Raw genomic sequence first — 13,978 nt, forward strand, 5'->3', positions numbered from 1 at the left:
TGGTCAGTGATCCCGAAGATCGTGTGCCCACCGACGATGACGTACACGAACGGTGTGAAAGGCTCGCTGAGCTCGTCGGCCGACACGAACTCACGGTGGCCACAGCCGAATCGCTCACCGCGGGAAACCTCGCCGCTCATCTCGGCAAGGCGACGTCGTCTGGTGAGTGGTACTGCGGCGGAATCGTCGCGTACCGCAAGCAGGTCAAGCACTCTGTGCTGCATGTGCCGCCCGGGCCAGTGGTGAGCAGCGACGCCGCCCATGCGATGGCGAAGAGTGTCGCCGAGCTGATGGATGCCCACATCGCAGTGGCGGTCACCGGCGAAGCCGGACCGGAATGCGACGAGGACGTGCCACCCGGCACGGTGTGGTTCGGCGTGTACGACCGCGGTGATGTGCGGACCGAACACCACATCTTTGCCGGCGAGCCCGAGAGTGTCCTCGCCCAGACCATCGGACGGGGTCTCGATCTGCTGCTCGCGGTCGCCAGTGGGTCCCCACTTACGAAGTTGCCCAACGACAACAGAGCCGACTGAGCAAGGAGTGCGGTGACAATGAGCAATCTCCAGGACAAGATCAGACGAGAGTTGAATCCCGCGGCGTCCATCGACCCCGAGCAGGAGATCGAGCGACGGGTGTCGTTCCTCGTCGACTACCTGCGCAGCACGCCGGCGCGAGGGTTTGTCCTCGGTATCAGCGGCGGACAGGACAGCACGCTGGCCGGGCGCCTTGGCCGCCTTGCCGCCGACCGGCTCGCCGATGACGAGCGCGACGCAGAGTTCGTGGGGGTGCAACTGCCGTACGGCCAACAGGCCGACCAGTCCGACGTCGCCATTGCGTTGGAGTTCATCGAACCCACCCACACGTTCGCCATCGACATCAAACCGGCCGTGGACGCAGCCGTGACGGCCACCGCAGACGGACTCGGTGTCGAGCAGATCAGCGACTTCGTCCGCGGCAATGTCAAAGCACGGCAACGGATGATCATGCAGTACACCATTGCAGGCGAGCGCAACCTGCTGGTGGTGGGTACCGATCATGCGGCCGAGGCGGTCACGGGATTCTTCACGAAGTACGGAGACGGCGGCAGCGACGTCAATCCGCTGGCGGGTCTCACGAAAAGTCAGGGCGCTCAACTGCTTCGCCACCTCGGAGCGCCGGAGAGCACGTGGACCAAGGTGCCGACGGCGGACCTCGAGGACGATCGCCCGGCACTCCCGGACGAGGAGGCGCTCGGTGTCAGCTACGCCGACATCGACCGCTATCTGCAAGGCGACGACATCGACCGCGCGGCCGCCGACATCATCGAATCCACTTATCTCCGCACCCGTCACAAGCGGTCGCTGCCGGCCGATCCGTACGACACCTGGTGGCGTAGCTGACCCGCGGTCGTGCGCGCCCCTTGTTCCGTGGGCGCGCACGATTCGCGGGATAGATCTCAGGCGTCGTTGAGGCGGAAGCCGACCTTCAGAGTCACCTGGAAGTGCGCGACCTGACCGTTTTCGATGTGGCCACGTGTTTCGGTCACCTCGAACCATTCAAGGTGCTGAACGGTGGTGTCGGCACGCGAGATAGCGCCCTTGATCGCGTCGTCGATGCTGGTGGTCGACGAGCCGACGATCTCGGTTACGCGATAGACGTTGTCACTCATAGAGTCCTCCTCCGCTTGATGGCTGTGTTCGCCTCCACGGAGGGTGCCCGGGGCAGCCGCGGTCGAAACCTGTTGCGGACCGCTCATGCGGCCTGAGCAGTCATAGTAAGTCCATGACACGTTCGACGGTCCTCAGATCCGCCCGCATCACCGGGCACGTCGGGTGGTGGGTGTTCGTGGTCGCCACACTCTTCGCCGGTGGGATCACCTGGTGGGAGAGCAACTCCCGGATCGCTGCCTCATTCGCACACGATGGGGAGTGGACGGCGTACACGCCGTTGACGAGCATCGACGCGCAGGTCGTCGGGATCGCGTGGCAGCCGATGTACACACACTGGTGGCAGGACCCATCCTGGTACGCACTCGCAGCGTTCGTCGTGGTGGTGATCGCTGCACTGGTCGACGCCGCTACCGCCCGCCGGCTGGTGCCCGGCGTGATCACGGTGGCGGTGCCGTTTGTGGCGCTCGGCCTGTTCTATCTGGCCACGCCGGGAACGATCGACGGCGTCGAGCTGCGGACCGTGCTGTCGATGCTGCTCGTGTTGGTGGGCGTGGGTATCCGGGAGGTGTGGATGCGGGTTGGTGCGCCTGCCATCCCGCCGGCCGGGAGCGTCACGGCAGCGAAAGGCAGTAGTTGAACAGACCGCCGGCGACCATGTCAGTTGTCCGGCGGATCGTCTGGTTCCTGCTTCTGCCGCTGCTGTTCTCGGGCGGCCTGTCGTTGCTGCTCGGCGCGATCGCGAAGTTGCTGGAGGAACTCGCGGTCGGCCTCCGGATCAGCCGGGATGTAGCGGCCGGGATGGTCATACTCGGGGTACTCCGACGCGGCACCGGGTGCGGGGCGGCGGCGTTCCTCCCCGGTCGGGCGGCCGAACGCCAGCCACAGCAGGGCGCCGATCAACGGCAGTACGACGACGAGCAGGACCCACGCGATCTTCGGCATGCCGCGCATCACCGCGTCGTCGGTGTTGATGATGTCGATCAACGCAATGACGAGGATCACCAGGTAGATCAAGCCGAGATACGGCATCGGTGCACTTCTCCTTCACATTCCTGGCCCAACTCGGTCGCGGTCGAAGGGAAGGAACGCATGCGCCTCGCGGACCGCGCCGGGAGGCAGTAATGGTCAAATCGCCCGTCTCACAGGAATGGTTACACCTATCCCGCGAATGTCGTTGTGGCAAGTTCGGTTTGTCGTCTGACTGAGCGACAGGGAAGTTGCGGTGTGCCATAGCGCTCGTCAGGAACAGCGGAGTCCCGAGGGACAGTCCACGCCTCATCCATAGAGCATCTGCGTTTTGGCCCAGCGACGACCGGCGACGCTGACGCCGGCGTCACCTCGGCGGAGCGATGAACGCGTGTAGCCCGGTGTCGTAACGCGTCGTCTTCGGTCGCCGATGAGAGGGTGGGGAAAGCCGAGGAACAAGGGTGAACACATGAATTCGCAGCCGAAGTCGGGAGTCTCGCGCACCTGGTGGACGGCTCTGGGAGCCGTGGTCGTGGTGGCGGCGGCCCTGATCGCCGCAGGTGTGGTCGGCGGATCGGACGAGTCGGAACCGGTTGCCAAGACGGCGACCACCTCGACGCCTGCGGTCGCGTCCACCACGACGTCATCGACCGAACCGACACTGCAACCCGTTGCCGCGACCGCCGCGACCACCGTTTCCGCGAATGCGGCCGACGGCTCGCTCGCGAAGCTCGAGACGCTGGCAGTGAAGGGCCGCGCCCCCAAGACCGGTTACTCCCGCGATCAGTTCGGACAGTCCTGGACCGACGATGTTTCGGTGGCAGGCGGGCACAACGGTTGCGACACACGAAACGACATCCTGCGCCGCGACCTCACGGCGATCACCGTGAAGCCCGGCTCCAATGGCTGTGCCGTGCAGACCGGTACGCTCGACGACCCGTACACCGGCGCGACCATCGCGTTCCAGCGTGGCGTGCGGACGTCGTCGGCGGTACAGATCGATCATGTGGTCGCGCTCTCGGATGCGTGGCAGAAGGGCGCCCAGCAGCTGTCGGCGCTGGAGCGCCGCAACTTCGCCAACGATCCGCGCAACCTGCAGGCCGCCGACGGCCCGGCGAATCAGCAGAAGGGCGACGGCGACGCGGCCACCTGGCTGCCGTCGAACAAGTCTTATCGCTGCGCCTACGTATCCCGCCAGATCGACGTGAAAGCGTTGTACCGACTGTGGGTGACACAGGCGGAGAAGGACGCGATGGTGCGCATTCTCGGAAGCTGCGGCGGCACCCCGGTCGCGACCACCTCCCAGATGCCGGAACCGTCGGAAACGGCCACGCGGACAGCAACTCCCGCACCCGCATACACGCCACCGCCGACCACCACGCAACCGGAGTATGTGGCACCCCCGGCCGCTCCGGAGGGCGGCAGCGCCTACTACGCCAACTGCTCGGCCGTGCGTGCGGCCGGGGCGGCACCGATCCACGCCGGCGAGCCCGGTTACCGGTCGGGCCTCGATCGTGACGGTGACGGGGTCGGCTGCGAGTAGACTCTGCCCGCTCTCACATCGCTTCCTTCACCCCGGCGTTGATCAACCACCAGTTCACCGGGAACGACGTGACGAAGCCGGTGAGCATGGCCAGTTGCATCACCGCCCAGAAAACGGGGGTGTTGATCGCGACGGGCCCGCCCAGCCATGCCGGGAAGACCGCGAGTTGAGCGATCGCCATCATCCCGTACATACCGATCTGCCAGGCAGTCAGCGAGAGCACGTCGGCACGACCGGCCGCTCGCAGGTTACGCAGTCGCCCGCGATCGCGGTTCATCGGTGCGATCGCGAAGTACTGGAAGCCGATTCCGACGATCAGCGCGGCCACATAGGCGATCACCCACCCCGCGTAGATCTCATCGGAGAACAGCCAGTCCATGCCGCCGAGCACGGCCACGGACGGCGCGGCGAAGATCAGCCATTCGACGAGAAGGTCGGCGACCGTGCACCCCGCGCCACAGTGGCTGGTGCCCACGAACACCGAACTGCTGTACGGGCGTGGCTGCGGCGCGAGTCCCAGCGGCGCCATCTCGGTGGAGGAATGATCGCTGTGGCGATTCGCATCGTCGGACGGTCGTGGCTGCGGCGCCCGGCCCCACGCCAGATACGCGCCGACCCAGAGAACCGAGCCGAACAGGGCGCAGATCGGCCAGACGGCGTTCATGACGGCCATCGGTTGTGGGCGCCGGACCAGATCGACCACCAACACCACGGCGCACACGATGCCGAGGGCCACACTCGTCCAGCTGCAGATCACCAGCCACGTCGGAAGGTCAGGCAACGACAAATCCGCCATCAACCCATGCTGGCAGACGTGACCCGCACACCGGTGAGATGTATCAGGGAGGGTTGAGTTCTCGGTGCGCCGGGTACTTGAAGCTCCATGCCCGACAAACTTGCGGACCCGGAAGACGAGCGACTTCCCGACTCGCCCACGGATCTCACGCGTCCGTCGACCTGGTATGTGCTGCGCAAATGTGCGCGCGAGTTCTCCCGTGACCAGTGCACCGACCTGGCGGCAGCGCTGACCTACTACGCGGTGCTCTCGCTGTTTCCCGCCCTACTCGCGATGGTGTCGTTGCTGGGCATCTTCGGTCAGGGGCAGAAGACGGTCGACTCGGTGCTGCAACTGGTCGACGATCTCGGCCCGTCATCGGCCGTCGACACACTACGAGGTCCGGTGCAGCAGCTGGTGGAGGCACCGTCGGCGGGGTTCGCGCTCGTCATCGGCCTCGCAGGCGCGTTGTGGTCGGCGTCCGGCTATGTCGGGGCGTTCGGCCGGGCGATGAACCGCATGTACGAGGTCGACGAAGGCCGACCGGTGTGGAAGTTGCGTCCGCTGATGCTGGGTGTCACCTTGCTCGCCCTGGTGATGGCCGCGGCCGTCGCGGTGATGGTGGCCGTGAGCGGCCCGATCGCCAAATCAGTCGGCGACGTCATCGGTCTGGGCGACACCGCGGTCACGGTGTGGAACATCGCTCGCTGGCCGGTGGTGCTGGTCTTCGTGGTGGTGATCGTCGCGATCCTCTACTACGCGACCCCCAACGTGCAGCAGCCCAAGTTCCGGTGGGTCAGTGTCGGTGCCGTGGTGGCGATCCTGACCTGGATCATCGCGTCGGTCCTGTTCGGTCTGTACGTCGCCAACTTCGGTAGCTACAACAAGACGTACGGAGCGCTTGCCGGCGTCATCGTGTTCCTCTTGTGGTTGTGGCTGACGAATCTGGCATTGTTGTTCGGTGCGGAGATCGATGCCGAGCTCGAACGTGGTCGCCAGCTCCAGGCGGGTCTGCCCGCCGAGGAGACTTTGCAATCACCACCGCGTGACACGCGTGCATCGGACAAGAACGACGACAAGCACCAGAAACTCATCGAAGAAGGACGAGAGCTGCGGCGAACCAAGGGTTCCGGCACCGACGCGCCCGACCGCTGACCACCGAGTGGCGCACGCGGAGCGCGGCGGTCACGACCGACGGGAGGATCGAGTTGGGTGACGACCAGAGCGGCTTCGACGAGATGGTCGATGCGATCGACTACCCGATGTTCGTGGTGACCGCACACGCCGACGGTCGGCGCGCCGGATGCCTGGTGGGGTTCGCCAGCCAGACGAGCATCGATCCGCGTCGATTCCTCGTCGGGATCTCGAAGCGAAACCAGACCCACGACATTGCCGAGCAGGCCGAGTATCTTGCCGTACACCTGCTTCCGCGGGAACGTACCGATATCGCGGCACTGTTCGGTGCGCACAGCGGATACGACACCGACAAGTTCACCCGGTGTGCGTGGTCCGAGGGGCCACACGGGCTTCCGATTCTCGATGACGCCGCCTTCTGGTTCGTCGGCAAGACGGTGCGACGATTCGACGCAGGCGACCACGACGCCTTCCTGCTCGATCCGGTCGACAGCGGTTCGCGGGTCTCCGCACCGGGTGCGCAGTCGTGGGTGACGTTCTCCGACGTACACGACCTCGATGCGGGACGTGACGCGTGAGCGAGCCCGGACACGACGACGACCTCGATGTGGTGGCGCTGGCCGAGCAGCGATACGCGGACTGGCCCGACGGCGTGCGCGCCAACATGGTCATGAGTCTCGACGGCGCGGCGGTGTTCCGGGGGAAGGTTCGACCCTTGTCGTCGCGCGCCGATCAGCGTCTGTTCCATGCGCTGCGGGCGATGGCGGATGTGATCCTGGTGGGGGCAGGCACCGCACGGGTCGAAAGGTACGGTCCGGCGGTCCTCGACGACGAGCTCACCGCATTGCGAAAGCGGCAGCTGGGGCCGTCGGCGACGGCGGCTCCGCGCATCGCGATGGTCACCCGTACCTGCTCGGTACCCTCGAGTTCGCCGGCCATGGCATCGGGCCCTCGACCGCTCGTGATCACCACCGAACGAGCCGATACGACGTCGGTGGCCGAACACGCCGACGTGATCGCCACCGGTGACGGCGAGATCGACTTCGCCGAGGCGCTCGGTGAGCTACGCGCCCGCGGATTCCGCCGGATCCTCTGCGAGGGTGGGCCGACGCTGCTCGCCGCGCTCACCACTGCTGGGCTGGTGGAAGAACTGTGCCTCACGCTCGCGCCCGTCCTGACGGCCGAGCCGGCGGGCGCCGGACTGGCCGCCGCGCCGCAGGACGCGAGTCTCCTCCCGGTACCGGTGCGTGCGAAACTGCTGCACTCGGTGGCCCACGACGATTACCTCTTCTTGCGGTACGTGACCCGTGGGTCCAGCTGACCGGCGGACCCGGAACCTATCCCGAATACCGGGCGCGCAGCGCGCGACGATCCACCTTGCCCGGGCCACGCACCGGGAGCTCGGGAAGCTCGATGACCTCGCGTGGCGCGGCGTAGCGGTCCAGACGTTCGGTGACCGCCCCGCGAATCCGCTCGGCGTCGAGAGCCTTTGTGCCCGAGGCGACCACGAACACGACCACCTTCTCGCCAAGCCGGTCGTCGGGCACCCCGACCACCGCGCATTCGGCGACTGCCGGGTCGTCGAGGATCACCGCCTCCACCACCTGCGGCACGATGGTGAGTCCGCCGCTCGAGATCGCTTCGTCGGCGCGGCCCACGATGGTGAGCAGACCGTCCTCATCGAGGTTGCCGAGGTCGTCGGTGCGGAACCAGCCCGGCTCGGCGAAGGCCGGATGGTCGGGCCGGTTCCGATAGCCATGGGCGACAACGGAACCGCCGAGGATCACGCGGCCGACGCCGTCGGGATTCGCGTCGTCGATCCGCACGGTGACGCCGTCTAGGGGGACACCGTCGTAGACACAACCGCCTGCGGTCTCACTCATCCCGTATGTGCGGGTGATCGGTATTCCCGCATCGATCGCTCTGCGCAGCAACGGGATCGGAGTCGCGGCGCCGCCGACCATCAGCGCGTCGGCGGTTCGCAGGGCGGCCGTGGCGCGGGGAGAGTCCAGTGCCTTGATCAACTGGGTGGGGACCAGGGACGTGTATCGGCGCGGACCGTCGAGGTTGTCCAGTGCGTCCGCGAACGCATCGGGATCGAAGCCGCCGGCGACGTCGATGACGGCCGGGACGAACCCGGAGGCCAAGGCGCGCAACAGCACCTGTATCCCCGCGATGTGGTGGGGGGCCAACGCGAGCAGCCAGTTGCCCGGACCGCCGAGGCGCGCCGCGGTGGCCGATGCCGACGCCGCCAGGGATGCGGGGGAGTGCTGCGCGCCCTTCGGCACGCCGGTGGTTCCCGATGTGGAGACCACGAGCGAGACACGGTCGTCGATCGGGTCCCCGACACCGAGCGCTTCGCTCAGCGTCGCCACCTCACGGGGATCGTCGGGAACCGGGACGAAGGCCGCGGAACCGTCGAGGATCGCGGACAGCTCGGCGCGGCGATCGAGCACCTCGGGACGGGCAGGCAGGTGCAGGGCGTGCAGGGTCTTCAGGATTCATCACCGTCGGGATGATCGTCGGGCCGGCCGGACAGCGGGCTGTCGTTGAAGGGCCAGCCGGAGGCCTCGAGGTGTGATCGCACGCGCGCGATGTCGGCCTCGTGCGGGAGTTCGTGGGTGACCTTGGTGATCCGCACCGCGGCATCGATCTTGGAGATGGGCTCGGGCGGCGGCGGGGACTGCTTGATGAGGTCGACGGAGACCTCCTGGACCTCGTCCTCGGTCAGCTGGCGGCGCAGCAGGGCCACGAGTGGGATGTAGTCGCCCTGTGGCACGCCGTCGGGGTAACCGGCGCGCAGCCATTCGACGATTCTCTGGAGAAACTGTGGTCTGTCCACGGATACGGCCCCCTTTCTTTCCTCGGCGGCAGCACAGAGTGTTGGTGCCGATTGTAAGTGGTCGGGAGAAGGTCCCGACAGTGATGACGAGCGGCCCGGACGACCCGGTCAGGAGGTCCGGAGGCGTGCGGACGCCGGGGGCTACTTGTAACCGAAGGGGAAGATCTTGATGTCGGTGTAGTAGTAGATGGTCTGGCGGGTGATCCACAGGAGGCCGACCAGGATCAGTAGTGCCACCACACCGAAGATGACGTATCCAAGAGCGCGCAGCGCCGGGTTGCCTTGTGACACAGTGCCGTCCGCGTTGGTCTCGGCTGCGCCCTCGGCATGGAACCGAAGTCCGAACGCGAACAGGGCGGGCAGGCCGGCACCGAAGATCAGTCCGACGATCAGAACCTTGCCGATTGATTCGACGATGTCCATCGGGGTGTTCGTCCTTTCATGTGTGACGCTCCGGTCCCTGCGGATCGAACGTCACGAAGGGTCAGGTATCAGGCGACGGGTGCCTTGGCTTCGGTGATGACGGTGTGCTCGGCCGGGATGATCGAGTTGGTGGACTCGTCCCATTCGGCGTTGACGTTGCCGGCGTCGACCTTGTTCTGCTGGGCGCGCCAGTACATGTAGCCCGACGCGACGATCAGGATGCCGAAGATCACCAGCGCACCGAGGGCGTTGCCGAGCAGGTGGGCGATGCCGAAGCACAGCGCGCCGACCAGGCCGGCGGCCGGCAAGGTGGTCACCCACGCGATGGCCATGCGGCCGGCGACGGCCCAGCGGACCTGAGCGCCCTTCTTGCCGACGCCCGAGCCGAGGATCGAGCCGGTCGCCACCTGGGTGGTGGACAGGGCCATGCCCGCGGCGCTGGAGGTGAGGATGATGGCCGCCGACGAGGCCTCTGCGGCCATACCCTGCGGCGAGCTGATCTCGACCAGACCCTTGCCGAGGGTCCGGATGATGCGCCAGCCGCCGAGATAGGTGCCCAGGGCGATCATGCCGGCGCAGCTGAACACGATCCAGAACGGCAGTCCGTGGCTCACCGACGAGGCGTCGAGGTGGCCGGTGACGATCAGGGCCATCGCGATGACGCCCATGGTCTTCTGCGCGTCGCCGGTGCCGTGGGCCAGGGACACCAGAGAGGCGCTGGCGATCTGGCCGTAGCGGAAGCCCTCTTCCTTCTTGCTCTGGGCGATTCGCTTGGTGATGGCGAAGACCAGCCACGTGCCGCAGGAGGCGACCACGCATGCGATCACCGGGGCCAGCAACGCCGGAACGATGATCTTGGAGAACACGCCGTGCCAGTTGATGCCGGACAGTCCCAGTGCTGCGATGCCCGAGCCGATCAGGCCACCGAACAGGGCGTGCGACGAGCTCGACGGCAGACCGAAGAGCCACGTGAAGAGATTCCAGAGGATGCCGCCGATGAGACCGGCGAAGATGATCAGCAGCGCTGTGGTGGGCGTCAGGCCGGAGATGATGTCGCCCTTGTCGTCACCGGAGGTCTGCTGGATGTTCAGCACTTCCTTGGTGATGGTGGCGGCGACCTCGACGGAGAGGAACGCGCCGACCAGGTTCAGGATCGCCGAGAGGCCGACTGCGACCTTGGGCTTGAGAGCGCCGGTGGCGATCGAGGTCGCCATGGCGTTGCCGGTGTCGTGGAATCCATTGGTGAAGTCGAAGCCAAGTGCCGTGATCACCAGCAGCACGAGTATCAGCATCTCTCCGGTCATGCTCATATGATGCGGCTCGACAGCCCCTGTCACCTAACTCATGTGCGCCCGAAATGCACGATTTGACCTGGGAGTTTGCCAAGAATATCGATTTGTTCACGCACTGTTCATGTCTCCGCCGTCATTCCGCCATCGGATGAGGCGGACCGCCCTCCCGATACGGCCGGATCGAACGCTCGGACAGGTGTGTGACCAGCGCGACAGCTGTGCAAGAATCCGACCATGACTGCTGCGATGACTCTCGGGATGCCGATCAACTACGCGGGCGATTTCCGCGAAACCATCAACAACCTCGCCGACTTCGAATCGGTCGGTGTCGACCGCGTCGCGGTACCGGAGGCGTACAGCTTCGACGCCGTCAGCCAACTCGGGTACATCGCCGCAAAAACCGAGCGTATGCAACTGCAGACCGCGATCCTGCCGATGTTCTCGCGGACCCCGTCGAACCTTGCGATGACCGCAGCCGGTCTCGACTACATCAGTGGCGGCCGCGCGATCCTGGGCATCGGCGCATCCGGCCCCCAGGTCATCGAGGGCTTCCACGGCGTGAAGTACGACTACCCGCTGGGCCGGGCGCGTGAGCACGCGGAGATCTGTCGCAAGATCTGGCGTCGCGAGAAGACCGACTTCCGTGGCAAGCACTACCGCCTTCCGCTGACCGAAGAAGACGGCGGCAGCGGGCTCGGCAAGGCGCTGAAGATCATCAACCACCCGGTTCGCGACAACATCCCGATGTTGCTGGCGGCCATCGGGCCCAAGAACACCGAACTCGCCGCGGAGCTGTTCGAGGAGTTCCAGCCGTTCCTCTTCCACCCCGAGTACGTCGACGTCGCGTTCGGTGAGGCGCTCGCCGCGGGTAAGGCCAAGCGCGACCCGTCGCTGCCGCCGTTGCGGATCGTCGTGCAGGCAGCCACCCTCATCACCGAGGACGAGCAGGAGATCGAGAACGCGCTGCAGTCGGTGCGTCACCATGCCGCCCTCTACATCGGTGGCATGGGCGCCCGGGGCAAGAACTTCTACAACGCGCTCGCGGTGCGGTACGGCTACGCCGACGAGGCGAAGCTGATCCAGGACCTCTACCTCGACGGCAAGAAGGCCGAGGCCGCGGCAGCCGTCCCGGACGAGCTCGTGCGCGCGATGTCGCTGATCGGTTCGCGCTCGCTGGTCACCGAGCGGGTGGAGGCGTTCCGTGGCGCCGGGGTCGGCTGCATCCTCGCGTCGCCCGCGGCCGGCTCGCACAAGGAGCGTGTGGAGGACATGCGGGAGTTGCGGGAGATCGTCGGCTGAGGCTCCGTCAGTAGTAGTACGGGAACGCATCCCAATCCGGAGAACGCTTCTCCAGGAACGCATCTCGACCCTCGACCGCCTCGTCGGTCATATACGCCAGTCGTGTCGCCTCGCCGGCGAAGACCTGTTGGCCCATCAGGCCGTCGTCGGTGAGGTTGAACGCGAACTTGAGCATGCGTTGGGCCGTCGGCGACTTGCCGTTGATCTTGCGCCCCCACTCGATCGCGGTGTTCTCGAGATCGGCGTGTGCGACAACGCGATTGACCGCTCCCATCTGGTACATGGTGTCCGCGTCGTATGCCTCGCCGAGGAAGAAGATCTCGCGGGCGAATTTCTGGCCGACCTGCTTGGCGAGGTACGCGCTGCCGTACCCGGCGTCGAAGGAGCCGACATCGGCGTCGGTCTGCTTGAATCTGGCGTGCTCGCGTGAGGCGAGGGTCAGGTCGCACACCGAATGCAGCGAATGGCCGCCGCCTGCCGCCCAACCGTTCACCACCGCGATGACCACCTTGGGCATGGTGCGGATCAGCCGCTGGACTTCCAGGATGTGCAGCCGGCCGCCCTCGGCCTTCACGCGCGCGTCGTCGACGGTGTCGGCACCGGCGCCGGTCACATCGGAATCGTGTGTGGTGGCGTACTGGTAGCCCGACCGACCGCGAATCCGCTGATCGCCGCCGCTGCAGAACGCCCAGCCGCCGTCTTTGGGACTCGGACCGTTGCCGGTGATCAACACCGTGCCGACATCGGGGACCGGCGAGCATGGTCGAGGGTTCGGTAGAGCTCATCGACCGTGTGCGGCCGGAAGGCGTTGCGGATCTCGGGCCGGTCGAAGGCGATCCGGACGATGCCGTACTCACGGCCGGTGCCCGTGTGGCGGTGGTAGGTGATGTCGGTCAGGTCGGTGAAGCCCGGCACCACCGCCCACTGTTCGGCGTCGAACGGCTGGCCAGGGGCGGAGTCGGAGTTGCTCATGCCGATAGCCTAGGACGCGAGATCCCGGAAACGTTCGGGGGCGTTCGGAAGGCCGCGTTCCGGTGAATCACTGATCGCATGTGGGAACGAGTGGTGGACCGGCGCCGACCTTTGACATGCTGGACTGATGTCGGGCTGGGTCATCGTCGCGATCGTCGTCCCCGTGTGGGTCATGGTCTCGGTGTTGCTCGCGCTGGTGATCGGGCGCGCCGTACGTCTGCGCGACCGCCACGAGAAGCCCGATGCGCTCACCGAGGATGATCCGGTGCGCGACGACCCGCTGCGGCCACGTCGCGACCGCTGATCGACCGTTCTATACGGTTGGTCCATGAGTGATGGTGCCGTGAGTCCGGATACTTCCACCGAGGTCGAGGATCCCCACGAGGGTGGCTTTCGCGCGCACACGGCCATCACGACCGAACGCGGCGGCCCGCGATACGGCGAATTCAGCGAGCAGGTCCGGACGCTGATGGACCGTGCCAGGTACGCGTGCCCGACCCCGGAGCTGGCCGACGAACTGATCGACGAGCTCGCGGCCATCAACGAGAAGCTCGCGGCGGTGCGGATCGACGAGTGGCATTCACCTGCCGGGACGCGCATCGACCTGCCCGCTCGCGGCAACATCACCCTGCCGCCGTTCGAGGTCACCGACGTCAACGACGACGGGGTCTTCGCGACCGTGACCTTCCGTGATTTCCATCTCGGCGGCAACAAGGCCGCGCATGGCGGACAGGTCGCGGTGGCCTTCGACGACCTCGGCGGGTACGCCTCGGCGGTGGCGATCCAGGGAGTCAGCCGGACCGCGTATCTGACCGTCCAGTACCGATCCATCACCCCGCTGAACACGCCGCTGCAATGCCGGACCTGGGCGGAGAAGGTCGACGGCCGGAAGGTGTTCATCAAGGGCACGATCCACGACGGCGACCGGTTGTGCGCTGAGATGGACGCGTTGTTCATCAAGCTCAATCCCGGTCAGCAATAGCGTCCGCGTCGCCGACTTCGCGAATCGGTAACGTCACCGGTCCATTTCACGATCGAACCCCTGAGATCCCGGCCACAATGCCGGGATCAGGTGCGGTC

Annotated in this window: 17 protein-coding genes and 1 pseudogene; 10 read left to right on the top strand and 8 right to left on the bottom strand. The window is 66.2% G+C overall.

What is annotated here, in order from left to right:
- The first annotated feature begins 23 nt into the window (after window positions 1-23).
- Both GTV32_RS20535 and nadE read left to right on the top strand, forming a co-directional pair.
- Window positions 24-536, top strand: a complete 513-nt coding sequence (locus tag GTV32_RS20535; RefSeq protein WP_343287462.1) for a CinA family protein — start codon at window positions 24-26, stop codon at window positions 534-536.
- Between the two features lie 18 nt (window positions 537-554).
- Window positions 555-1,382, top strand: a complete 828-nt coding sequence (nadE, locus tag GTV32_RS20540) for an ammonia-dependent NAD(+) synthetase (protein WP_161061884.1) — start codon at window positions 555-557, stop codon at window positions 1,380-1,382.
- Window positions 1,383-1,438: 56 nt separating this feature from the next.
- Here the strand turns inward: nadE and GTV32_RS20545 are convergent, their stop codons facing one another.
- A complete protein-coding gene (locus GTV32_RS20545; protein ID WP_161061885.1) occupies window positions 1,439-1,651 on the bottom strand; it encodes a dodecin in 213 nt (70 codons plus the stop codon).
- Between the two features lie 113 nt (window positions 1,652-1,764).
- Between GTV32_RS20545 and GTV32_RS20550 the strand changes: the two genes are divergently transcribed.
- A complete protein-coding gene (locus GTV32_RS20550; RefSeq protein ID WP_161061886.1) occupies window positions 1,765-2,289 on the top strand; it encodes a hypothetical protein in 525 nt (174 codons plus the stop codon).
- 20 nt (window positions 2,290-2,309) lie between these two features.
- Here the strand turns inward: GTV32_RS20550 and GTV32_RS20555 are convergent, their stop codons facing one another.
- Window positions 2,310-2,681, bottom strand: a complete 372-nt coding sequence (locus tag GTV32_RS20555; protein WP_161061887.1) for a PLDc N-terminal domain-containing protein — start codon at window positions 2,679-2,681, stop codon at window positions 2,310-2,312.
- A gap of 406 nt (window positions 2,682-3,087) precedes the next feature.
- On the opposite strand from GTV32_RS20555, the gene GTV32_RS20560 reads away from it, so the two are divergent.
- A complete protein-coding gene (locus tag GTV32_RS20560) occupies window positions 3,088-4,161 on the top strand; it encodes a DUF1524 domain-containing protein (RefSeq protein WP_161061888.1) in 1,074 nt (357 codons plus the stop codon).
- Window positions 4,162-4,174: 13 nt separating this feature from the next.
- Here the strand turns inward: GTV32_RS20560 and GTV32_RS20565 are convergent, their stop codons facing one another.
- Window positions 4,175-4,957, bottom strand: coding sequence for a DUF4396 domain-containing protein (locus GTV32_RS20565; RefSeq protein WP_161061889.1), 783 nt, complete (start codon window positions 4,955-4,957; stop codon window positions 4,175-4,177).
- Between the two features lie 87 nt (window positions 4,958-5,044).
- Here GTV32_RS20565 and GTV32_RS20570 point away from each other — a divergent pair, with 87 nt between their 5' ends.
- The 3 genes from GTV32_RS20570 to GTV32_RS20580 are packed head-to-tail and all read left to right on the top strand — an operon-like array spanning window position 5,045 to window position 7,391.
- The gene (locus GTV32_RS20570) at window positions 5,045-6,091 is read left to right on the top strand and encodes a YihY/virulence factor BrkB family protein (protein WP_161061890.1); all 1,047 of its coding nucleotides are present in this window, start codon (window positions 5,045-5,047) and stop codon (window positions 6,089-6,091) included.
- A gap of 53 nt (window positions 6,092-6,144) precedes the next feature.
- Window positions 6,145-6,648 carry a flavin reductase family protein gene (locus tag GTV32_RS20575; RefSeq protein ID WP_161061891.1) on the top strand — a complete coding sequence of 168 codons (504 nt, stop codon included), beginning with the start codon at window positions 6,145-6,147 and terminating at the stop codon, window positions 6,646-6,648.
- A complete protein-coding gene (locus GTV32_RS20580; RefSeq protein WP_161061892.1) occupies window positions 6,645-7,391 on the top strand; it encodes a pyrimidine reductase family protein in 747 nt (248 codons plus the stop codon). Before GTV32_RS20575 ends, GTV32_RS20580 begins: the two co-directional genes overlap by 4 nt.
- A 16-nt stretch (window positions 7,392-7,407) precedes the next feature.
- Here GTV32_RS20580 and menE read toward each other — a convergent pair whose 3' ends face one another.
- From menE to GTV32_RS20600, 4 genes are all read right to left on the bottom strand, one after another.
- On the bottom strand, window positions 7,408-8,526 hold the full coding sequence (gene menE / locus GTV32_RS20585) for an o-succinylbenzoate--CoA ligase (RefSeq protein ID WP_343287404.1): 1,119 nt from the start codon (window positions 8,524-8,526) through the stop codon (window positions 7,408-7,410).
- Between the two features lie 38 nt (window positions 8,527-8,564).
- Complete coding sequence (locus GTV32_RS20590; protein ID WP_161061893.1) at window positions 8,565-8,912, bottom strand: DUF3349 domain-containing protein; 348 nt, start codon at window positions 8,910-8,912, stop codon at window positions 8,565-8,567.
- 141 nt (window positions 8,913-9,053) lie between these two features.
- The gene (locus GTV32_RS20595; RefSeq protein ID WP_161061894.1) at window positions 9,054-9,335 is read right to left on the bottom strand and encodes a hypothetical protein; all 282 of its coding nucleotides are present in this window, start codon (window positions 9,333-9,335) and stop codon (window positions 9,054-9,056) included.
- Between the two features lie 68 nt (window positions 9,336-9,403).
- Window positions 9,404-10,639, bottom strand: a complete 1,236-nt coding sequence (locus GTV32_RS20600) for an inorganic phosphate transporter (protein WP_202421860.1) — start codon at window positions 10,637-10,639, stop codon at window positions 9,404-9,406.
- A 222-nt stretch (window positions 10,640-10,861) separates the two neighbouring features.
- Here GTV32_RS20600 and GTV32_RS20605 point away from each other — a divergent pair, with 222 nt between their 5' ends.
- The gene (locus GTV32_RS20605) at window positions 10,862-11,926 is read left to right on the top strand and encodes an LLM class F420-dependent oxidoreductase (RefSeq protein ID WP_237421600.1); all 1,065 of its coding nucleotides are present in this window, start codon (window positions 10,862-10,864) and stop codon (window positions 11,924-11,926) included.
- A gap of 7 nt (window positions 11,927-11,933) precedes the next feature.
- On the opposite strand, the pseudogene GTV32_RS20610 reads toward GTV32_RS20605, so the two are convergent.
- A pseudogene (locus GTV32_RS20610) lies at window positions 11,934-12,898 on the bottom strand (1,4-dihydroxy-2-naphthoyl-CoA synthase).
- Window positions 12,899-13,025: 127 nt separating this feature from the next.
- Between GTV32_RS20610 and GTV32_RS23180 the strand changes: the two are divergent.
- A complete protein-coding gene (locus GTV32_RS23180) occupies window positions 13,026-13,202 on the top strand; it encodes a hypothetical protein (protein ID WP_202421863.1) in 177 nt (58 codons plus the stop codon).
- 24 nt (window positions 13,203-13,226) lie between these two features.
- Window positions 13,227-13,880, top strand: a complete 654-nt coding sequence (locus GTV32_RS20615; RefSeq protein WP_161061895.1) for a PaaI family thioesterase — start codon at window positions 13,227-13,229, stop codon at window positions 13,878-13,880.
- Window positions 13,881-13,978: the final 98 nt, after the last annotated feature.

Origin of the sequence: Gordonia sp. SID5947 (genome assembly GCF_009862785.1) — a bacterium.
Classification (GTDB): Bacteria; Actinomycetota; Actinomycetes; order Mycobacteriales; family Mycobacteriaceae; genus Gordonia.